This window comes from Leptolyngbya sp. CCY15150 (assembly GCF_016888135.1).
Taxonomy (GTDB): Bacteria; Cyanobacteriota; Cyanobacteriia; order RECH01; family RECH01; genus RECH01.
Genome location: NZ_JACSWB010000141.1, coordinates 29,800 through 51,813, shown reverse-complemented (window position 1 = coordinate 51,813; position 22,014 = coordinate 29,800). Strand labels below are relative to the sequence as shown.

The 22,014-nt window shown below is 54.4% G+C and carries 13 protein-coding genes; 7 read left to right on the top strand and 6 right to left on the bottom strand.

Annotation, left to right across the window (positions count from 1 at the left end; all coding sequences use genetic code 11):
* Positions 1-387: 387 nt before the first annotated feature.
* The gene (locus JUJ53_RS04585) at positions 388-2,601 is read left to right on the top strand and encodes a CHASE2 domain-containing protein (protein WP_204150807.1); all 2,214 of its coding nucleotides are present in this window, start codon (positions 388-390) and stop codon (positions 2,599-2,601) included.
* Positions 2,602-2,673: 72 nt separating this feature from the next.
* Here JUJ53_RS04585 and JUJ53_RS04580 read toward each other — a convergent pair whose 3' ends face one another.
* Both JUJ53_RS04580 and JUJ53_RS04575 read right to left on the bottom strand, forming a co-directional pair.
* On the bottom strand, positions 2,674-5,355 hold the full coding sequence (locus tag JUJ53_RS04580; protein WP_204150806.1) for a tetratricopeptide repeat protein: 2,682 nt from the start codon (positions 5,353-5,355) through the stop codon (positions 2,674-2,676).
* Positions 5,356-5,653: 298 nt separating this feature from the next.
* A complete protein-coding gene (locus JUJ53_RS04575; protein ID WP_204150805.1) occupies positions 5,654-6,703 on the bottom strand; it encodes a mannose-1-phosphate guanylyltransferase in 1,050 nt (349 codons plus the stop codon).
* A gap of 405 nt (positions 6,704-7,108) precedes the next feature.
* Here JUJ53_RS04575 and JUJ53_RS04570 point away from each other — a divergent pair, with 405 nt between their 5' ends.
* Both JUJ53_RS04570 and JUJ53_RS04565 read left to right on the top strand, forming a co-directional pair.
* Complete coding sequence (locus tag JUJ53_RS04570; RefSeq protein WP_343327887.1) at positions 7,109-8,536, top strand: LCP family protein; 1,428 nt, start codon at positions 7,109-7,111, stop codon at positions 8,534-8,536.
* A 462-nt stretch (positions 8,537-8,998) separates the two neighbouring features.
* Positions 8,999-9,805: a TPM domain-containing protein gene (locus tag JUJ53_RS04565; RefSeq protein ID WP_204150804.1), complete on the top strand. Its 807-nt coding sequence runs from the start codon at positions 8,999-9,001 to the stop codon at positions 9,803-9,805.
* Here the strand turns inward: JUJ53_RS04565 and JUJ53_RS04560 are convergent.
* Complete coding sequence (locus JUJ53_RS04560) at positions 9,802-11,340, bottom strand: hypothetical protein (protein WP_204150803.1); 1,539 nt, start codon at positions 11,338-11,340, stop codon at positions 9,802-9,804. The two genes, JUJ53_RS04565 and JUJ53_RS04560, sit on opposite strands and share 4 nt — an antisense overlap.
* A complete protein-coding gene (locus tag JUJ53_RS04555; protein ID WP_204150802.1) occupies positions 11,337-15,665 on the bottom strand; it encodes a hypothetical protein in 4,329 nt (1,442 codons plus the stop codon). Before JUJ53_RS04555 ends, JUJ53_RS04560 begins: the two co-directional genes overlap by 4 nt.
* A 623-nt stretch (positions 15,666-16,288) precedes the next feature.
* On the opposite strand from JUJ53_RS04555, the gene JUJ53_RS04550 reads away from it, so the two are divergent.
* Positions 16,289-16,786: a peroxiredoxin gene (locus JUJ53_RS04550; protein ID WP_239124782.1), complete on the top strand. Its 498-nt coding sequence runs from the start codon at positions 16,289-16,291 to the stop codon at positions 16,784-16,786.
* Between the two features lie 354 nt (positions 16,787-17,140).
* Here the strand turns inward: JUJ53_RS04550 and JUJ53_RS04545 are convergent, their stop codons facing one another.
* The gene (locus JUJ53_RS04545; RefSeq protein WP_204150800.1) at positions 17,141-17,335 is read right to left on the bottom strand and encodes a DUF2949 domain-containing protein; all 195 of its coding nucleotides are present in this window, start codon (positions 17,333-17,335) and stop codon (positions 17,141-17,143) included.
* A gap of 561 nt (positions 17,336-17,896) precedes the next feature.
* Between JUJ53_RS04545 and JUJ53_RS04540 the strand changes: the two genes are divergently transcribed.
* The 3 genes from JUJ53_RS04540 to JUJ53_RS04530 all read left to right on the top strand — a co-directional run bounded on the left by JUJ53_RS04540 (position 17,897) and on the right by JUJ53_RS04530 (position 21,183).
* Positions 17,897-18,988 carry a Gfo/Idh/MocA family oxidoreductase gene (locus tag JUJ53_RS04540; RefSeq protein ID WP_204150798.1) on the top strand — a complete coding sequence of 364 codons (1,092 nt, stop codon included), beginning with the start codon at positions 17,897-17,899 and terminating at the stop codon, positions 18,986-18,988.
* A gap of 33 nt (positions 18,989-19,021) precedes the next feature.
* Entirely contained in the window at positions 19,022-20,593 is a 1,572-nt protein-coding gene (larC, locus tag JUJ53_RS04535) for a nickel pincer cofactor biosynthesis protein LarC (protein WP_204150796.1), read from the top strand.
* A 398-nt stretch (positions 20,594-20,991) separates the two neighbouring features.
* Positions 20,992-21,183 carry a hypothetical protein gene (locus tag JUJ53_RS04530; RefSeq protein WP_204150795.1) on the top strand — a complete coding sequence of 64 codons (192 nt, stop codon included), beginning with the start codon at positions 20,992-20,994 and terminating at the stop codon, positions 21,181-21,183.
* 24 nt (positions 21,184-21,207) lie between these two features.
* On the opposite strand, the gene JUJ53_RS04525 is transcribed toward JUJ53_RS04530, so the two are convergent.
* The gene (locus tag JUJ53_RS04525; protein ID WP_343327886.1) at positions 21,208-21,981 is read right to left on the bottom strand and encodes an amino acid ABC transporter ATP-binding protein; all 774 of its coding nucleotides are present in this window, start codon (positions 21,979-21,981) and stop codon (positions 21,208-21,210) included.
* Between the last annotated feature and the right edge of the window lie 33 nt (positions 21,982-22,014).

Genomic DNA, 22,014 nt, shown 5'->3' with positions numbered 1-22,014 from the left:
ACCTGCTTGAGTTCACATATATATCACTATCCTGACGGTTCTGACTGTTCACAAAGGGCGATCGCTCATTCCACTCGGCAACTTATCACAACCCCAAGGCGTCTATATCTCAGCCCTAGGGCGTCTACATCTCAGCCGTCGATAAAACCGTCATCAGCCTATCGAGAAGCTTGTCAACCCAGGCATCTACACAACATTCGTAGGGTTCACAAGACCCGTGAAATTACGGATCACTGGCCTGTCGTTATTTATCGCTAAAACTGGGTATGTTGAGAGATAGAAACATGACGTCAAACAATTCTTAGACTAGACGGGCGCGATCGCTCCAAAGGCCTGGTCTATCGTCTGCCACAGGAGGGTAGGATTCTGTCATCGCCACAGTCTCGAATGAGTATTAAAAGCTGGGTCACCAAGGCTCAGCGGCTAAAACGCGGCTTCTGGGGCAATCGTCGGGTCTGGTTGACAGCGTTTGGCACCACGGGCGTCGTCGTTTTACTGCGTATGCTTGGCCTGCTGCGGATGGCAGAACTATCCGCTTACGACCAACTGTTTCGCCTGCGTCCTCCCGAACCCCAAGACGATCGGATTGTGATTGTCACGGTCGATGATAGCGACATCAATGCCCTAGGCAGTTGGCCGATCACCGATGGCGATATGGCGGAGTTGATTGAACGCCTGTCGGCCTATGAGCCTCGGTTAATCGGGCTTGATATCTACCGAGACTTGCCGGTGGATCCGGGGCATGATCGCCTCCTCGATGTTTTTCAATCCACCCCCAACCTCATCGGCATTGAGAAACTACCGGATGCCTATAGCACTGGCGTTCGTGCGCCCAGCATCCTGCAGAATGCTGACCAAATAGGGTTTAATAACATTCTCACCGATGGTGATGGGCGGGTGCGGCGATCGCTCCTGTATTGGTGGATGGATGACCCGGATGGTAACCGGCGTTTTGTCACCAGCTTTTCCCTGCTTTTAGCGCAACGGTATCTAGAGACTGAGGACATTCGTCCCAGCACGTCGTCCTCAGGATATCTGCAGTTGGGAGATGCAGAATTTAGCGCCCTGCAGCCCAATGATGGTGGCTATGTGCGGGTTGATACCCGAGGCTATCAAATTATGGCCAACTTTCGGGGCCCAGCCGATGGATTTCAGCAGGTGCCCCTGATGGACGTTTTGGAAGGACGGGCTGATCCAGAGCAGTTTCGCGATCGCTTAGTGTTAATTGGTTCCACAGCCAATAGCCTGCAGGATTTTGTGCTAACGCCCCACAGCACCGATGGCAGCAGCGCTGTGCGCATGTCTGGTGTGGAACTGCAAGCCAATTTTATTAGCCAGATTCTGAGCGCGTCTTTGAACCAACGACCGCTGATAACCAGTTGGTCTGAGCCCGTGGAGTGGCTGTGGATCCTAGGTTGGGCTCTAGTCGGCAGCACCATTGCCTGGGTATTGCGATCGCCCACCTGGTCGCTGATCGTCATCGCGACCGGCGCTGTTGGCTTAACGGGCATTTGCTACCTAGCGCTGATCTATGGCTGGTGGCTGCCCTGGGTACCGCCGTTGCTCACCTTAGTCGGCTCATCCGTGGCCATCACCAGCTACTTTGCCCATTTGGAAGAAGAGCTGCAAAAATCGAAGGAATTTTTGAACTCGATTATCAACACCATTCCCGATCCGATCTTTGTGAAAGACAATCGCCATCGCTGGATTGTGCTGAACGAAGCCTATGCCAGTTTCGTCGGCCAGCCTGTAGAAACCCTCCTAGAAAAGTCAGAGCGGGATATCCTATCCCAGGAGCAGGCGGATCTCTTTCGTCAGCAGGATGAGCAAACCTTGACGACCGGCATTGGCAACGAAACGGAAGAAGAGTTCACCAATGTCCATGGGCAGACCTACTATATTGCCACCAAGCGATCGCTGCATCGAGATTCGGCGGGCAATGTCTTTCTTGTCGGCGTGATCCACGACGTCACCCAGCGCAAACGGATTGAGGAAGAACTGCGCCGCACTGCTGCGGAACTGGTGCAATCCAATGCAGAACTGCGCCAAGCAGGGGATAGCCTGCGCCGCATGGCCTACCACGACACCCTCACCGGCTTGCCCAACCGTAAACTCTTGGAAGAACGGTTGACGGAGGCGTTGGAGATTGCCCGCATCAACGAACGACTCACAGCGGTGCTGTTCCTCGATCTGGATGGCTTTAAGACCATCAACGACACCCACGGTCACCGCTTGGGTGATCTGCTGCTGAAAGCCGTGGCCAGTCGCCTCACTCGTTGCCTACGCGGTAGCGACACCGTGGCGCGATTGGGCGGGGATGAATTTGTGGTGCTGCTGCCAGCCATTCCAGGGCGCGACAGTATTGAAACAGTAGCCGACAAAATTATTAAAAACCTTGCCCAACCCTTTGCCCTGGAAGGAATCCCGCTGCAGGTCACAACCAGTTTAGGGATTGGCATCTATCCGACGGATAGCGAAACGCCGGATGATCTGCTCATCAAGGCCGATGCGGCCATGTATCAAGCCAAGGAAGAGGGCAAAAACCGCTATACCTTTTTCCAGGATCAAGATCCCAATAACCTTCGGGCAACTAGGTCTTGACCTGAATCGTGACCTGGGAGATCACCCGCATCCTCAGGGGGCTATGCTCTTGACTGGGCTCAAAGCTGTTGATCAAGACAGCAGAGCCTGAAACTGCTCCTGACCTTGGAGATTAGCGAAATTAGGATCCGCCCCGACGTCATCGCGATAGGTGGGGGCGATCGCGATCGCTGATTGCAGGGAGGCGATCGCTGCCTCTACTTCACCCTGCAAGGCGTGGCCCGCTGCTTTGTTGTAGTGGGCGCTGGCATGGTCAGGCTTGAGGGCTAGGGCTTGCTCAAAGCTGGCGATCGCTTCTCCATAGCGCTGTAGTTGCAGGAGGGCGGCGCCGCGCTTATCCAAAGCTTTGGCCGACTTGGGATTGTGGTCTAGGGCCTGGTCAAAGCTGGCGATCGCATCCTCATAGCGCTGCAGCATTTCCAAGGCCATGCCGCGATTCAGCCAAGCGACGGCATCATCCGGACGGCACTGCACCGCTCGATCAAAGGCATCGAAGGCATCCTCATGGCGCTGTAGGCTACCAAGGGCAACGCCACGATTCACCCAGGCTTCGTGGTAGTCGGGTTTGATGTCTAACGCCTTATCAAAGGAAGCGATCGCGTCGTCGAGCTGCTTGAGGCGCATCAGGGTAATGCCGCGATTCAGCCAGGCTTTATGATCGGCGGGCTGCAGTTCTAGGGCTTGGTTAAAGGCGGCCAGGGCTCCTTCAAAACGGCGCATATCTTTGAGCACCAGACCCCGCTGATACCAGAGGGCTCCGTTGCTGGAATCGAGGTTAATGGCTTTATCAAAACAGGCGATCGCGTCGTCAAAGCGGCTAAGTTCTTGGAGGGCAATCCCCCGCTGATACCAGATGGTAGGATTTTGGGGCTGCAGGTCGAGGGCTTGCTCAAACTGAGCGATCGCTTCTCGATAGCGTCCCTCTGCCATCAACGCCTGCCCCTGGGTAAGATAATCATCAGGTCGTAGGAAAAGCTGCGGTTGGTTGGAGCGCAGAACGTCCAGTTGGTTAGTTAGATCCGTCAGTTGCTGATCAATCTGTTGGGCAAAGTCTTTGACGATGGTTTCGGGGGAAACGGTAGACAGATCGCGGAGAATCTGATCTTTTTGGGACTGCGCTTGACTATTCAGGGTCTGGAGTTGGGTAGACAGATCTTGAGCGATCGCCTGCACGGAGCGGAGAGCCGTGGCTTTTTCAGTTTCCACGTCGGATTCTAGATCTGCTAGCTTGGCGGTAAACCGCGCTTCTAATTGCTCAATCGTTTGCCGTAGATTGCTACGCTGGGTTTGACTATCGGCCTTGAGGTCATCCATATGCGATCGCAATTCGGCCACGAGACCATCCAGGGCATTGAAGGCCTGCCCTCGGCGAGTATCTGTGGCGGCCCGTAGATCGCTGAGTAAGCTTGAAGATTCTGTGGCTAGGCGATCCAGTTGCTTGATGATCGTATCTTTTTGGCTTTGCAGATCGGCATCCAGACGGGTGAACTGGGATGTGACCTCTGTCGCCATTTGCTCCATGCGCTGTAGCGCCGTCTCTTTTTGGGCCAGAACATCGGCCTGCAGTCGTTCAAACTGACTGGCAAAGCTCGATTCCCGTTGTTTGAGGCTTCCCAAAATCGAGTCGGACTGCTGACGAATGTTGCTAGAGAGGGTGTCGAACTGAGCGCGAAATTCACCTGTAGCCGTTTCAAGCTGGGTGACCACCAAATCTCGCCGGCTCTGCACCTCCGCCTGCACCCCAGAAAACTGAGCAACAAAATCGGCTTCTTGTTTACGCAGCCCTTGCAAAACCGCCGTTTTTTGGTTTTGTACCTCCGACTGAATGCCGTTGAACTGGGATAGAAATTCTGCCGCCTGCTGTTTGAGATTGGCAATAATACTCGTCTGCTCTGCCTGGGCCCGACCCACCAAGCTAGAAATCTGATCGGTAAATCCAGACTCCACCTGACTGAGATTGTCGATCATCAAGTTCGCCTGCCGCTGGATCTGAGCTTCCGTGCGTTCGCGCACCATATCCAACTGCGGCACAAAATCTTGCTCTAGGTGGGTGAGGCGATCGATTACCTGCTTTTGGTGCTGACCAGCCTGTTTATGTAGCTCTTGCAGGCGGGTGGCGAAGGCCTGCTCGGCTTGGTCTAGGCTGCTGTGGGACTGGGCTTGGTCGTCGGCGATCGCCTTCTGTACGTCGGCCAACTGGGTCGATAGTTCCACCTCATAGGAGCGGGTTTGTTTCTCAAAATGTTCTAGATGTTCATCCAGCTCATCCAGGGCCTTTTCCTTGAGCCGACCCACCTCCGTACTCAGCCGCTGTAGCTCCTCCCGCCGCTGCTTGACTTCTCGCTGGAAGCCAATGACGCCCTCGTCCAGCTCCTCGGATAGGGCTTCCGTTTCCTTGAGGAGCGATCGCAATTCCTTATGGGCGGCGGCAATCCGATCTTCCAAATCCGTCAGATCATTGAGGTGATCCTTCACCAAAATGGTCACCTCGCGCACCACCGATCGCCGCAAAAGCCATAGGCCGATAATCGCCGACCCTAGCAGTAGTGCCAGCACAATCAACATGGCGTTGAACAGCGTGGTGGTGCGATCGATATCGGCTAAGCGTTGATCCAGATCGGTGGGTTGCTCAGCGGTTTGGGCGATCGCGCCAGACTGGGTCTGAGGGAGCACCGTCGCGGTTACCGACAACAGCAAGGCCAGCGCCAAGCTGGGCAATAAACCGGGAGTTTGGGATCGGTCTGGACGCTTCATCAACATTATCCTTGTCGGTCAAAGAGCGGGGCGGCTAGCAAGCCGGAGGGATTCATGCTTTATTGTGCTACGAAATGGCCCAGAGCATCCCCAGGGGCGATCGCCTCATCCCCTGCTCTAGTGTACTCTGCTGCTCCTCCGGCGATGGTATCCAAGGCGGAGATCCTCCGATCCATGAATGTCGCTCAGCCTAGGATCTGGCTAGGATCTGGACTCCACGGCAGAGGTTTCTCCACGACAGCGTCAAGGTGCAGCTCTTTCCCAGCCAGATCCTCCGTCAGCGGAGCTGCCGTTCCCCTTAAAGATGATGATGCCAATCTTGCCGATCCTGAATCAGCTTTAAGACCTGCTTAATCTCCTGGGTGCGGTGCTTGTTGACAATTAGCGTCACGTGGCCGTCTCGCACCACCACCGTATCGTCTAAACCAATGGTGACGATCAGTTCATCATCATCACTGGCATAAAACACACAGCCCTGGCTATCTTGCCCCACATGCTGCCCCACTTCCACATTGGCCGCCTCGGTTTTCAGCAGCCGCTCTAGGGCATTCCAGTCTCCCAGGTCATCCCAGCCAAAATCTGCCGGAATCACACAGGCCCGCTGGGTTTTTTCCATCAAGGCATAGTCGATACTCTTTTTAGGAATTTGGGGATAGATCGATGGGCCAAACTGGCTTAGCGGTTCCATAATGTCTGGCGCGTGGTGGCGCAGCTCTGCCAAGGTCACCCCGGCTTGGAAAATGAACATGCCGCTATTCCAGCTAAAGCGACCGCTGGCTAGAAACTCCTCTGCCGTTTCCCGATCGGGTTTTTCGGTGAAGCGATCGACGCTGTAGGCCGTGAGCCCGTTCAAGGTGCTGAGGGTATCGCCCTGCTCAATGTATCCATAGCCAGTGGAAGCATAGGTGGGACTAATGCCTAGGGTGGCGATCGCCCCGTGGTCTTGCGCCACCTGAGCAGCGGTTTTCAGCGTGGTTTGAAAGGCAGCCTGATCGCCAATCCAATGGTCAGCGGGGAAAAATCCAACGATCGCATCCTCCCCATGGCGTTTGGCAATTTCCAAGGTAGCCCAGGCTACCGCCGGAGCCGTATCCCGTCCCTCCACCTCTACCAGCAAATTTGTCTCCGGTAGATCGGGGAGCTGGTGACGCACTCCGTCGGCTAAATGGGCCGCTGTAATCACCCATAGTCCATCCCAGCCATCGGTCAGCGGCAACAAGCGCTCAGCGGTGGACTGGAGAAGGCTGAGACCACTGCCATCTAAACTGAGAAACTGCTTGGGACGCTGCCGCCGACTCAGGGGCCAAAAGCGCTCACCTTTTCCGCCAGCCAAAATCACGGGTATCATCAGTTGATTTGCCTCAACATAGGACTTGAATACAGCAGACTGATCCGCCTAACGCAGATCGACAGGCAGGTGCATGGGGAGGGAATACTAGGTGCTGAAACCAGAGTTCACGGATCCCTGCTCCCCATGGTTGAAGAGTGACATGAATCCTCTCGCTAACCCATAGCCGTTATAACTCAGCCATCTAGCTAGGTGCTGCATCTGAGGGGAGCGATCGATGAATTCTCGCAAAATCTAAGCGAAATCTAAACCAGATCGTACAACGTTAGACACCGGTAACCAAAACTGTCGGATATAATCGCGGAGAGCGATCGCACACAAAACTATACATTGCTCTTGACTAGGGGTCTACCTATGGGTGCGTGTGTGATACCAAACCAGTGTGAGATAAGTGTGAGGGATGGAGTGAATCAAGAATCTAATGAGTTTCCGAAACGAGCACCTGAAAAGGCAACAGCGGTGGGCGATCGCCCAGCTACGGGGCCAGCTACGGTTAGTCTGTCTGCGAGTCTCCCCGACGCTGCAACGGGGCGGGTGGGTATGAGGATGAGTCAATGGATTCAGCGATCGCTTGTCTTAGCAACGGCAGTTGGCACGTCCGCGGTCTTGGGAGCTACGGTAGCTTTGTTTACGCCGGCTTCGGTGAACTTGATTCCTGACCAGCCTCTGCAAGATTTTTCCGTACTCGATCTATGGCGTAAGGGTGTACATTATCCGATCACGCGTCCCATTAACATTCTGGTGATGGGGGTGGATGAGCCGTTGGATGAGGGGGCGGGCAATCCCATGGACGGACGCAGCGATACGATGCTGTTGGTGCGTTTAGAGCCAGAATCGCAAACGATCAATGTTCTATCCATTCCTCGCGACACTCAGGTCGATATTCCCTTTCAAGGGGTAACCAAGGTCAACCACGCTAACGCCATGGGTGGCGCACGTATGGCTGCCGATGTGGTCAGCGCCAATCTGAATGACATCGAGATTGATCGCTACGTGCGCGTCAATACCGAAGCCTTTCGTCAACTGGTAGACCTTGTGGGCGGGGTTGAGGTGTTTGTGCCCTACGATATGCAATACACCGACCAAACCCAAGGGCTTGAGATTGACCTACAGCAAGGGCAACAGGTGCTGAACGGCGACCAAGCCGAACAATTTGTCCGCTTCCGCAACGATGGCTATGGCGATATTGGCCGGGTACAGCGCCAGCAGCAGCTCATCCGTGCCCTACGCGATCGCCTCACAAGCCCTAGCTTTTTGCCCCAAGTACCTCAGGCAGTCGATCTGCTGCAGAGCTACATTGACACCAATCTGACGGTGGAGGAAATGTTAGCCCTTGTAGACTTTGGCTTAGACTTGACGTCAGAAGATTTTCGGATGGTCATGCTGCCAGGGCGGTTTAGTTCACCGGATGAGTTCATCGCCAGCTATTGGCTCATGGACATCAACGGTCGCGATCAGGTTTTAGCTGACTATTTCGATGTGCGTGCGTCGGGCTTAGCCAGTCGTTTTGATCGTCAGTCGGTTCAAGATTTGCGCATTGCTGTCCAAAATGCCTCCGGTGAACCCCAAATTGCGACCCAAGTTCTGAACTATCTCTATGACCAAGGGTTTGACCATGTCTACGTGGTGCAAGACTGGCCCTCACCCCAGTCCCAAACGCAGATTATTGTGCAGCGGGGGGACTATAGCGGAGCTACGTCGCTAGAAACCGTGTTAGGCGTAGGGACGGTAGTAGCAGCATCAACGGGCGATCTTGAGTCTGACCTGACGATTCGGGTTGGCGAAGATTGGCTTGACCATGTCCCAGAAGAGCCTCTTGAAAACTGGCGCTAGCAGACACCTCGTTTGAAGATGCGTTCGACGGAGATGATCCACCGCTGCGTTCATCTTGAGCTGGTGGAAGGATGAGATATGGGCTGGGCTAGTTCAGCCTGAACATGTCGGTCATTGCCCAAAGAGCAGGGGTTTCTGGCTTTCTAACGTCATCGAACTCACGTTCTTTCGAGAATTGACGCACCCCTCGAAGGAACTTTAGTATTAGAATCAGGTAAACAAGTGTAAAGATCCGGGTTGACGACGGTTCATGTTACCGAGGTGACGACGCCCGTCTCCTGATGCGCGAAGATGGCTTGGGCGTAGAGAGCAGGTTTTCTAATCTGCGATCGCCCATGGACAACTCAACAGCGTTGATCTTGCTCGGTACATTGTTTGCTAGTCCGGTCACGGCTGGGCCGATCTCGTTCCTTTGGTTTGAGGCTGGCCCTGTTTTCGCACCTTTTTGCTTTAAAAATACCCATGATTCATGCTGCCTTCCGCCCGATTGGTGTTCTCTGCGCCACCGTTGTTCTCATTCTTTGTAGCTGGGCGATCGCTCCAACAGCCCATGCCTATGAAAATCCTGATTTGTTGCCAGAGGCTCCCACCAACGTCATTGACCTAGCGGATTCACTGGCTAGTGTTCAACAAGACGAACTTGATCAAGCCCTATCGGCCTTTGAGTCAGAAACGGGATGGAAGCTGCGGGTGTTGACGCAGTTTGATCGCACCCCCGGTCGATCGGTCAAAGATTTTTGGGGTTTAGATCAACGCAGTGTGCTGCTGGTGGCGGATCCTCGGGGCGGAAACTTGCTGAACTTTAGCGTCGGCGATGATCTGTATGACCTGCTGCCCCGCACCTTTTGGATTGAGCTACAAACCCGCTACGGCAATCAGTTTTTTGTGCGAGACAATGGCGAAGATCGTTCCATCATCTCGGCGCTAGAATCCATTCAGGTCTGCCTACGACGAGGTGGTTGTCAGGTGGTGCCAGGGCTACCTAGGGAGCAGTGGATTTTGACTCTGATTACCTCTATTCTTGGCGGGGTGGTTCTCGGTTTTGCAGCCCAGCCTCGACAGGAAGGGCAGCCCTTTGCATGGCAGTGGGCGCTCATTTTTTCGCCGCTCTGGGGCATTCTGTTCATCGCCTTCGGTCTGGGGCCCGTGGTAACCCGTACGCCTGACTGGCTGCCGGTTTTACGAAACGTGGCAGGATTTACCCTTGGAGCCTTGGTGGCCTACCTAGCGCCTCTCCTCGGGAAAACATCTCCTACGTCGGAAACCTAAGTCTGGGTCTCTAGGGAAGGTGATGGGGATAGCAACACAATCCCCATGCCGTAGACGATGGGGCTAGGGCGATCGCATCCCTGGGGAGAAGCGAGGGCGGGCATGACGCGAGGGGGGGCAATGCGAGCCACCTCCACTTGGGCATGGGGAAACTTTTCTTGGAGCCAGCGGGCGATCGCCCCATGGTGATACAGCAAGCCGCCGCAGATCACCTGCTCGATGGCTTGGGGGGGCATGGCCAGCTCTTCCAGCAAGCGCACGACCACAGGATCAAGATTGTGCAGGTAGGGCCAAAGAATGTGATGCTCCAAGGTTTGACGCGTCATCAACCCGGCGTAGCTGCCCACCTGAAGCTGCAGGACTGGATGGTCGCTGAGCGATCGCAAGATGCGCTGGGCAAGCTGCTGCAGCGATCGCCCTAGAGCCGTGGTATCTAGGTGAGTTTGCCAGACCTGGCGTTGGCTGGCGTCTACCTGGCCTAGTCTGGGCAGGGCATCAAGGTCATAGGTTAGGCAGGCCGCTAGACCGTCCTGAGCGATCGCTTCTTGATCCCTAGGGGAGAGGAACGCCGTCAGCAAGGGCGGGCGGGCAGCATCGAGGTCGGGGCCATAGGGCGCAACGGCAATATTGGCGGAGGTCGTCAGACTATCCAGCAGCAGGTGAATCACATCTTGCTGAATGGCCTGATCCCCATAGGGATAGGCCTGAACCTGGATGACTTGGTCATGCTGCAAGGCAATCAGTTCCGTCGCGATCGCCCCGGTAGAACAAACCACACTAAAGGATGACGTCGATGCTGTCACCGGCGGATTGGCAGGCTCGATAAACCAGCGCTGGGCCGCGAGGAGGGCGCTGCCATCGTTGATCACGCCAATGGACTGACGAGACGGCACGAGTTTAGCCTGGAGGATGGCCTCACAGAGCGATCGCTCATAGGTTTCATCCACCGTGAGCGGGCTGCTGACTAGAACGCCACCTAACTGCCTCAGCACCGTCTGCACTACCCCCGAGGTCAATCCTTCTGCCCCACATTGAACCGTGGCTGGTGAGAGCAGATCGCCGCGAAAACCGCTGAGGGTGGCCAGCACAATGCTGCAGGCCGCCTGTAGATCGCGCTCCTTAAGGTGCTCGGCGGGATTCAGGACATGGGCTTTCAGATGGCGCAGCAACATGCGCTGGTGCTGATTGCCTTCAGCAGGGTGCGGGTTACCAGCCGTGGCTGGATTGAGATCGGCGAGTTCATCGGCTTTGGCACCTACCGCCAGTGGGGTGATCTGTGGCTCGGTGGAGCGATCGCTGGCTGGGGACAATGCCGGGGTCGTCATCGATAAATAGACCGAGGTGGGCAGCCCAAAGGACTTGGAGGCTCCCGCCTGGGCGGAAACGCTAAACCAGTAGATAGGGTGCAGGGTGCGGGTTTGGCGATTGACGAGCATCGCCGAGAGTTGGGTGCTACCCAAGTCGATGGCTAGAAACCAGGGGGAATCATGGTCTAGGGGAGAGCGATCGCCCATCCAGGTAATAGCTTGCCTCATGGGCTTTTTTTTTCCGGCGTCTCGGGGACGTCTTCCGCGCCAAAGAAATCATCGAGGTCATCGATGGTGTATTGAGGTGATGTCTCAAGATTCGCAGACAGATCGTCCGACAGATCATCGGCAGACAGATCAGCCGACCGCTCTGGGCTATCACCCAGATCATCAGGGATATCGCCAAATAAGTCATCCAGAGAAGTCTCTGCATTCGACAATGGAGACGATTCAGCCGCTTCCCCAAAGCCATCCTCGGTATCTGCAGACATGTCTCCAAATAAGTCATCCAGAGAGGTCTCCGCCTCAGGTGGTTGCGGCACCGGCTCTTGATCCTCTTCGGCAAAAGCATCGGCGAAGTCATTGAGGGTAGAGTCGGCTACCTCGTCATCGAAATCGCCAAATAAGCTATCCATCGACTCGGGGTTCTCATCGAGAATGCTGGCATCCCCGAACATACTGTCTAAGTCATCGTTGAACGGCTCATCCTGATCATCATCCCAGGTAGGTGGGTTGGGGCGATCGCTTGTCGGAGCCACATCCATCGAGGTGTCCTCCAAGTCATCAGTAAACCAGCCCTCTAAGGTTTCGCTCGTTTCAGGTTCACCCGTTTCAGGAAACAGGGCGGCGCTATCCTCGGCTGCTGCCGGCATCTCTGATGGCCTGTCTAGGGCATCGGCAGACGGTGTTTCTCCATCTAAGACCCGCTCCAGCAGGGTATCGAGGGTAAACTCATCGCCAAGGTCAAGGGGCGGCGCAGAGGTTTCGGGTTCGGAAAACAGCTCAGCTAGGGTTTCTTCCACCGGTTCCGGTGGGGGAGGCGCGGATGTTTCGTGAGGCTCAGGGATGAACGAAGTATCCTGCACCGTTTCGAAGACATCGTCTAGGTTCTCGGGCGTTTCATCCAGATTTTCGGGCGTTTCGTCCTCTAGCGTTTCGTCCTCGGGTGTTTCTTCCAGCAGCGTTTCGATGAGGGCATCCTCGTCGAGGGCTGCAGGCAGATCGGGCGCGTCTTCATCAAATAAAAACCAATCCCCTAAGGTGGGTTCAGGATCAACGACGGGGGCAGCGATCGCCTCTTCTTCCACAACGTCTGAGGTATCGCTACTGAGAAGTAAACCCTCGATGGTATCGGCATCAGCATCGTTCCAAGCCGCTTCTGCGGAATCATCGGCAGGCACAGGATCATCACTGTTCAGCAGTAACGCTTCGATGTTATGGGTATCGTCATCTATCCAAGCTGTTTCTGCAGCCGGAAGGGTTTCTTGGTCAACCGATGGCTGATCAACAGGAGATGCTGGCGCTGGAGCCGGCTCATCGGGCAGCAGCAGATCATCCACATCCACGGTCTGGACTTGGGCATCATCGGCATCAAACAGGGCTTCAGCATCGTCAGAGAGCTGGTCTTCTGTGTCAAAGGTGTCAAAAATTCCACCCTCACCGTCGTCAAAACTTGCCCCAAAGAGAGCGGCGTCATCGTCTTCAAACGCCAGCTCACTGGTATCGGGAAAATGAGGTTCGTGATCAGCGATCGCCCCTTCTGAACGGCCAGCATCCGTGGCTGCTTCATCTGTGACGTCATCCGTGACGTCATCCGTGAATGCATCGGTCTCCCAACCGCCGAACACATCAGCCGATCGATCTGCATCGGCAGGAGAATCATCTTGGTCAGGAGAATGATCCTGCTCAACGGACGAAAGATAGTCTTCGGCGTCTTCCCAGTCATTGCCGATAGCATCAAGGGTTAGACCCTCTGCGGCATCCTCAGACGCTTCCGGAGACGCTGCCGGTGCCTCAAGCTCCGAGGGGGTTTCTCGTAAAGCGGCCCAGACATCAGCAAGATTATCCAAGGGACGAACGTCGTCGTCTGGCTGGTCATCCATGGCTGCCGGTTGATGCTCATCTGCCGCCAGGTCTTCGTCACCGAATTCATCTAGACCGAATTCATCTAGACTGCTTTGGTCTGCCTCCAGATCATAGTTAAGCGCATCCCCCATATCTGCTGCGAAGTCTAGACCGGACATGGCGTCTTCGTCGGGCATCTCTGGGCGAGCCTGATCAACCGCGTCTGGAACCGTTTCCGTGACCTCCTCATCCAGACGAGCATCCGGCATGTTGGGATCAGCGAGCCCTAGCTCATCCATCCATGGCGCTGCTGCTCCATCCCAGCGCTCTAAGGTCGCACTCAGCTCAGTATTGGGATCAATGGGAAATGGCGAGTCTGGATTTTCAAGGCTTGATAAATCGTTTTCCAGTTGATTGAGGGTCGTGTCGTCAATGTGAATCAGCTCACTGGGGGCGATATCGAACTCCTCACCGCCCAGCAGGTCTTCGTCGGGGGAGGCGGGCATGTAGCGATCGTCGTCGCCTGAAAGCGCTTGGCTGGTATCCAGGAAGGCCGGCAGTTCGCTGGGTTCAATCAGATCTGTGAGTCGAGTAATCATGTGCTCGGGATCAACCAGAGGGGTATCACTCCAGTCGCTGTCTTGAGCATCATCCTCTAGGGCCAAGTCGCGCTCTGTGATCGGAGCATCGGAGTCGAGGAAGCCCAAACGCTCCTCTTCGTCACCATCCAAGGCGATCGCTGCTTGGCTATTGTCGTAGTCTGAAAACAGCGGTTCATTGTCTGGGAAGAGATCTTGGAGAGCCTGGGTGGATAGTCCAGACAGCGATTCATCACGGTTTAGGTCTAGGTCTGAATCACTGGCCTCCCTACCTTCTAGGTCAGTATCTTCTAGGTCAGCTTGCTCGCCGGTCTCGGTTGCCCGTTGCTCAGCCGGGTCAGACAATCCACCAAATAGGTCGTCATTGAGGACTTCATCTTCCTCAAGACCAAAGCGGTACGGGCGAAGGTTAGACACGTCATTGACATCTGTGGCATCACCACCCAGGTCTTCTGGGGCCTCGGCCGTAAAATCATCCGCCAGGCTAGGCGATCGCTCCGTGAGAGAGCCGTCTTCATCTTCGCCAAATAAACTTTGATAAAAATCATCGGCGTACAGGGTTTCCGGTGTGTCGATCGCGACATCGTCGGTGTCGGCAGCGATCGCTTCCGGTGTAGGCACGCCCTCGGTCGAAACCTGAGGCGTGGGTTCATCCTCATCCATGTGCTCCAACCAATCTAGGGCCGACTCTAGATTATCGAGATTCGAGGCGATCGCTGGACTGGGGGTTTCTCGGGCTGCCCGAGCGGCTTCAAACTCTTCCCTGGTTTGAATAATCGTCTTTTCGTCGTCATCCTCGGGCGTATAAAGAGGATGGCGCTCGCTGATTTGGAAGATGGTGATGTCGTCGTCTGAATCGCCAACTAAGTCCGTCAGCGAAAAGGGTGTTTTGGCTGGAGGCTCTGGCTTGGCGGGAGCGTCTTCGCTAGTTCCCCCGTTCAGCTCGTTCAGCAGACGATCAATCTGTTCATCCGATAGATTGTCTAACGTAGGATCTCCCGTCGCCGGTGGTTCAGCAGGGCGAGGTTGTAGGTTAGCTGGTGCATCAGGCGATCGCCACCGTTCTGCTTCTAGGGACGATTGCAGGTAGGACGAGGCCTCACGACCCAGTTGCTGCGCTAGACGATTCACTAGCCCCGCAAACATCGACTCACCCTGCTGTCCTAAGCTATGCATTTTCTCCAGCCCTTGGGACAGAGAGTCTTCATAGCTCTGGATATTGGACTGCAAGGATTCGAAGATCACTTGAAGCGTAGCGTCGAGCTTCAGCAAAAGCTGATCGGAACGGGCCTGGGTTTGTTGAATCCGGGCCAATCGCTGGCTGGGAGACAAGGGCATGAGATCGGCTGCGGGCAACGCGGCAGCTTCAGGAGAACCGGGAAGCGATCGCTCCTCCTGCTCATACTGGGAAAGGGTTTGGGCAATTTGCTCAGATAGAGTTTCCTGGAGACGATTCATCAACGCCTTCAGAAAACTATCGATCATGGATGTTTGATCCGCCGCCGGCAGACCCATTTGCTGGCGCTGGCCTTGGAGTTGCTGCACATCTTGCACCAAGGCGTCGCGCTCGCGGTTGAGCCGATCGATATCGGCCCGCAGGGGCTGCAGCATGTTGGTGCGCAAGTAACTCATTTCTTGCAGAAACGCCTGCAGGACATGCTGGGCAGATTCCTCAGTTAGCGCAGGGGATGGCTGAGACGAGTGTGCGGCAGGAGGTTCAGCCAACATTTGCTGCTGAAGCGCTAGCAACGACCGACGGGTTTGCTCTAGCACGTTGCGCTGCTCGGCTGCCTCCGCCGACATCACCCACGGCAAGCGAGGACTTGCCTTACTTAGCACGCCATCAATTTCGCGGATTAGGGCTTGAATTTGGTCGGGTTGAGAAGTCACAGTAGAATCCCAGACTTAACGCAAAACAGTGCAAAATGCTGAACCTGATGTTTAGATGTCATGACAGATGCCGAGCCTACTAGAGAAGAATACATCTCTATATAACCAGAGTCATCACCCAAACCCCGTACTGAGGCTGATTAGAGCGACTGCTTGGGTCAGCCATAGGCTGAGTCAGAGGAAGGCACGTCACACTCTATCTTTAGGTTTCCCACAAACCATCCTTCGTTTCCGCATGGTTTGAACGAAGCATCAGAAATTGGTAGACAGGTATCGGTAGAAAGCTAATCTATGCTACTGACATTCTTCTATTTTCAACAATGATTTGCGTCGCAACCATGAATCTTTAGGTTCAGCTTAACGGTTCTGGTAGGTTCCTGGTCTGACCTAGGGCGTGGTGCCCAACAGCCACAGCATGAGATGGAGCGAGCTGTTGAGGATTCTTAACTGGGACAGGGTTCAGTACCGTTGATGACCGAAGGGCGATCGCTCTCCTTCCAGTTTTAGCTATTAACTGTAAACTTATATAAAGTTTATGTTACAAAACTATGGTTGTGACTCAGATACTCCCTTCTCGTCGCCGGCTGCTGGGCTATGTGCTTAGTAGTTTACTTGCCTTCGGTATGTTCCTAGGCGGAATGCCCGCAGCATTTGCCCTGGGTGGCCCCCAGCCGACGTTGAATGCCCCAGCCCCAGACTTCACCCTACCGAGCAATACGGGCGATGGTGAGATATCCCTAGCCGACTACCGAGGGCAGTGGGTGGTGGCCTATTTTTATCCCCAAGACTTCACACCGGGCTGCACCCTGGAAGCCAAGCGGTTTCAGCAAGACTTGCCCAAGTATTTAGATCGTCATACTCAAATTTTGGGCATCAGCGTGGATGATGTAACGTCCCACGCAGAATTTTGTGACTCGGAAGGGCTGACCTTTCCCCTGCTGGCTGATACGACTGGGGCGGTGAGTAAAGCCTATGGTTCTTGGCTGAGCGGTGTTTCCCTGCGGCATACCTATGTGATTGATCCCGAGGGTATCCTACGCGATCGCTTCCTAGGCGTGCGTCCTGCTATTCACAGCGTTGAAGTGTTGGCTCGCTTAGATGAATTGCAGGCTGTGGACTAACGCCGTCCTTGGACATACTGGGGGAATGCTGACAGACAAGACTATCCCACGTAACATCAAAGCCCCTCGACCGTCCTGGAAGAGGGGCTTTATCATGAAAGTTCTCGTGCTTTGTCCGTTCACCAGATTGACACCACCGTTGCTTGACGGTCACTGTTGCTCGACGGTCACTGTTGCTCGACGGTCACTGTTGCTCGACGGTCACTGTTGCTTGATGGTCACCTACTCAGGCAGCAGAACTCAGCCCCCTAGTACTCTGAGGCGGAAGTAACCCGCCTATTGACGAAGACGGAAACCCTTGTATGTCCTGGATTCCTTTTCGTTTTTCTGTCTTCGTTCTTCTGTCTTGCGATCCTAGGCCGTTTCCATCCAGTCAAAAATCTTATCAAGCTGTTCCAGGGTAATCAGTCCGTACTGCCACAGCACCATGGGCAACGGATCGGTTTTTTGAATATGGTGGCGCAGGGCGACGGCAATGGAGTCTTCAGGAATGGCCAAGTCGTCTTGCAAAAAGTTGATTAAATGAGCTTGTCGTTCAGTAATGTTCATGAACCAGCAGTTGATCTTCTAATGTGAGTTAATCTAACAGATTTATTAACGTTTGTAACAGCTTCTCAGAATTTGTTACGCCGAATTATACGAGGTCGCTGTCGCTTTTGGATATAGATTGGCTTGAAAAGCGCCATAGCCAAAAGAGATCAGGCAATCGAATCGCAGCAATCATGAAAAAAACTTGGGCACTGCCCGTTGATCCTTACGAATCCTTAGGCGTTCATTGTGACAGGTTTTGGGAAAATCGGATCACTCCTGAGAATTATTCATACAGGTAGAGATGGAGATGTCCTCGATGGAGGTTGGGGATTAGGAGCTGATGCTGCTTGCGATCTTGCCCTCTCTCCAAAACTCTGCGTCTCTTCCACTGTCTAGGAAACCTCATCGTGAGTAGATCTGAGTTGGGGGGATATGACAGTTTTACGGCTGGAACCTGAACGGGAACTGAGCGGGAACTGGGAATTTCGGGATAGTTGGGACGGACGTTTCACCTTGACGGACGCGGCGCAATATCAGAGGATGCGATCGCTTGACCGTAGATGAGGAAGATGAGACGCCATGGCACAGACAGAACTTGGCATTGGCATTATTGGCACGGGCTTTGGGCAGAAAATCCATATTCCAGGCTTTCAAGCACACCATCGCACCAACGTGGCGGCGGTGTACCATCGCGATCGCGCTAAGGCGGAGGCGATCGCTGCTCGGCATGGCATTCCCCATGTGTTTACCTCGGTGGACGAGCTGGTGCAATGCCCGGCGGTGGATGGGGTGAGTCTTTCAACGCCGCCGTTTTTGCACGCGGAGATGGGCCAGGCGGTGCTACGGGCGGGCAAGCATCTTTTATTAGAGAAGCCTACGGCGCTTTCGGTCGATGAGGCACGACACCTGTTGGCGCTGTCCCAGCAAACCGGGGCGATCGCTGCCCTAGATTTTGAATTTCGCTTTGTGCCGGCCTGGCAACGGTTAGCAGAACTGTTGGCCGAGGGCGTGGTGGGTCAGAAGCGGTTCATTGCGATAGACTGGCTGGTGTCTGGACGGGGTGATCCCAATCGTCCTTGGAACTGGTATGCCCAAAAGGATCTAGGCGGCGGCGCTCTGGGGGCGATCGGTTCCCATGTGTTTGACTATCTATCATGGCTGTTTGGCCCGGCAACGCGGCTTTGTGGTCAACTCAGTACAGCGATCGCCACCCGCCCTGACCCGGTGAGCGGTGAGCCAAAGCCTGTTGATGCTGACGATACCTGCCGCATCATGCTGGATCTGGCGGACGGGACGCCCTGTCAGATTGCCCTCAGCGCTGTGACCTACCAGGGGCGGGGCCATTGGCTGGAAATCTATGGCGATCGCGGCACCCTGGTCTTAGGTAGTGACAACCAAAGCGACTATGTTCACGGCTTTAAGCTATGGCTGAGTGAAAATGGTGGCCCATTGACCGAGGTAGAAATTCCCGATCGCCTGCAGTTTCCCCAGACCTACGATGATGGCCGCTTGGCTCCCTTCATCCGTGTGGTCGATCACTGGGTGCAGTGTATTGATCACGGCAAACCGGCGGCTCCGTCGCTGCAGGAAGGTGTATATTCTCAGCTATTGATGGATTTGACCCATGCCTCCCATCAAGCAGGAGCTTGGGTCGATGTGCCATCGTCATAGAGGTGAGTAGTCTCAAAACCTAGGACTCAGTGCATGGCAAAGGTGGCGTATCTCGATTGCCCGACAGGACTGTCGGGCGATATGTGTTTAGGAGCATTGGTGGATGCGGGGGTGCCGCTGCAGTATTTGGTTGAGCAGTTGCAGCGTTTGGGCATCGGTGATGAATTTCAACTGCGGGCAGAGGAGGCGAATCACAATGGCCAGCGGGCGACGAAGGTGCAGGTTGATCTCCTCAAGCCCCCCATCTCTGCCCATGATCATGATCGCCCTCCCAACCACACCCATGATGCTGACCACGCTCACGATCATCCTCACACCCATGATCACGATCATGCTCACGATCATGCTCACACCCATGATGCTGACCCTACCCACGACCACGGCACCCGCCGCCTGCTAGAGATTGAGCAGATGATTCAGGCAGCGCAGTTGCCCAATCGCCCTACGCAGTGGAGTTTGGCAATTTTCCGGCAGTTAGCCCAGGCCGAGGGAGCCGTGCATGGCATTCCACCGGAGCAGGTGCAGTTCCATGAAGTGGGGGCAACGGATGCAATAGTGGATATTGTCGGTACTTGTTTGGGGCTAGATTGGCTGAAAATTGATCAGCTTTATTGCTCAGCGTTGCCCACCGGCGGCGGGACGGTTTGGGCGGCCCATGGTCGCATTCCTATTCCTGCTCCGGCGGTGCTCAAGCTTTGGGAACTGCGCCACGTGCCGATTTACCACAATGGCATCGATCGGGAAATGGTCACCCCCACAGGAGCCGCGATCGCCACGACCTTGTCCCTCCAATTTGGCCCGCCACCACCGATGGTTTTGCAGCGCGTGGGGCTTGGAGCCGGAGGGCGATCGCTATCTATCCCTAATATTTTACGGCTATGGCTTGGAGAAACCCCGGAGGAACAGACGACAGTAGCGCCTCACGTTCATACTGTCCCCACGCGATCGCCCGAGGCTGCATCCCTTGGCAGCCCTCACCCTAAATCCCTCTCCCAAGAAGGGAGAGGGACTTTGAATCCGACTTCCCCATCTTGGGGGCTGGGGGATGATGGACAGGCCTGCCAACGTGAGATGCGCCTATCGCCCGATTCCTATCCTCATCCAGTCTCCAATCCAGTTCCCGATCTATCCACCGAATCCTTACCTGGTGGATCTCTGGAGGCGATCGCTGTTCTTGAAACTCAGATTGATGACCTCAACCCCCAAGCGATTGGCTATGTATTTGATGCTCTATTTGCTGCAGGGGCGCTGGATGTGTTTACCCAAGCGATCGGCATGAAAAAGTCTCGTCCTGGTATATTGCTGACGGTGATCTGTAAAAGCTATCGCTTGGAGGACTGCGAGACAATCTTATTTCGAGAAACCACAACGCTAGGCATACGGCGATCGCTCTGCCAGCGACGGGCCCTAGCGCGGGAGTTTCATCAGGTGACGTTGGATGGTCATCTGGTGCATATTAAGGTAGCGCGGGATGAACAGGGTCAAATCCTCAATGCTCAGCCAGAGTATGAGGATTGTGTGGCCGTAGCCCAAGCCACAACTCAGCCTTGGCATCAGGTGCATCAAGCAGCGATCGCTGTCTGGCATAACCGTCAACAGCTGTAAACCCAGCAACGTTGACATACTTCCATTGTCTTAGATTTATTCTATGACCATCCTATAAAAACTCTGTAATATCTATGGTTTCACTAGCATCTGACTTGATCTGGCATCTGAACCCATCGTTTTACCTTGCAAATTCAGGTATTCCTTTATTCACTCAGAGCATTACATATCAAGTTCTGCTCCTAATCCCTATCGTGGCGATCGAAGCTTATGTTCACAGAAAGTACCTAAAGCTCAGTATTCCGCTCGCCCTATACATATCCTTTACGGGTAATTTTATCTCTACCCTGGGTGGAGGGATTGCACTACTGGTGGCGACGGCCTTTCTCAGTCAACTACTTTTTCAGTGGGTGATGTTGATCCCTACGAGCGTATTTTTCCTGTTGCCTTTGGAGATTATGGTAACCCTCATCCCCATGTTTTTCCTCTCCGTAGCCATCGAGTCATGGCTAGGGCGGTGGAGACTGAAAACGCTGGATCGGCGCAAGGTAAATCAGTCTTTTTGGGTCGCTAATGCCTTTACCTATTCCATGCTGGAGGTGGTAGCGATCGCTCAACTGATTCAGGGCTATCTCAAAGGCTTAGGTTAGCTAGGGGCGATGGGCAAACCCATGCTAAACCGCTGCAAAACTCATGCGGCTGAGGAAGGTCTGTAGGCGATCGCTTTGGGGATTGGTCAATACTTCCCGCGCTGATCCTTCTTCTTCGATATAGCCCTTGTTGAGGAAAATGACGCGATCGGCGACCTCGCGGGCAAATTGCATTTCGTGGGTGACAATCACCATGGTCATCCCTTCTTCCGCCAGTTGTTTCATCACCAGCAGCACCTCTCCCACTAGCTCTGGATCGAGAGCGCTGGTCGGTTCGTCAAAGAGCATCACTTGGGGCTTCATGCAGAGGGCCCGAGCGATCGCCACCCGTTGCTTTTGTCCACCAGAAAGCTGATCGGGATAAGCACTGGCTTTTTCTGCTAAGCCAACTTTCTCCAGGAAAAAATAAGCTGTTTGCTTGCTTTCAGACTTAGACTGACCCAACACTTTCTGAGGCGCTAGGGTTAGGTTATCTAAAACGCTTTTGTGGGGAAAGAGGTTAAATTGCTGAAACACCATGCCGACGTTGGTGCGCAGGCGGCGTAGTTCTTGGTTGGGCAGAGTGGGGGATGAAATATCTATGCCGTTGACGATTAACCGACCACCGTTGATAGCCTCTAGGCGGTTAATGCAGCGCAGCAAGGTACTTTTACCACAGCCTGAGGAGCCGATAATAGCTACCACTTCACCCAGTGCAATCTGGCTGCTAATGCCGTTTAAAACTTGTAAGTCACCGTACCGTTTTTTGACATCTTCGAAGAGTACAGCAGGCATTTGGCGATCGCTAACCTTAACCATGGCACACAGGGTTTGTCTACATTAAGTGATTAT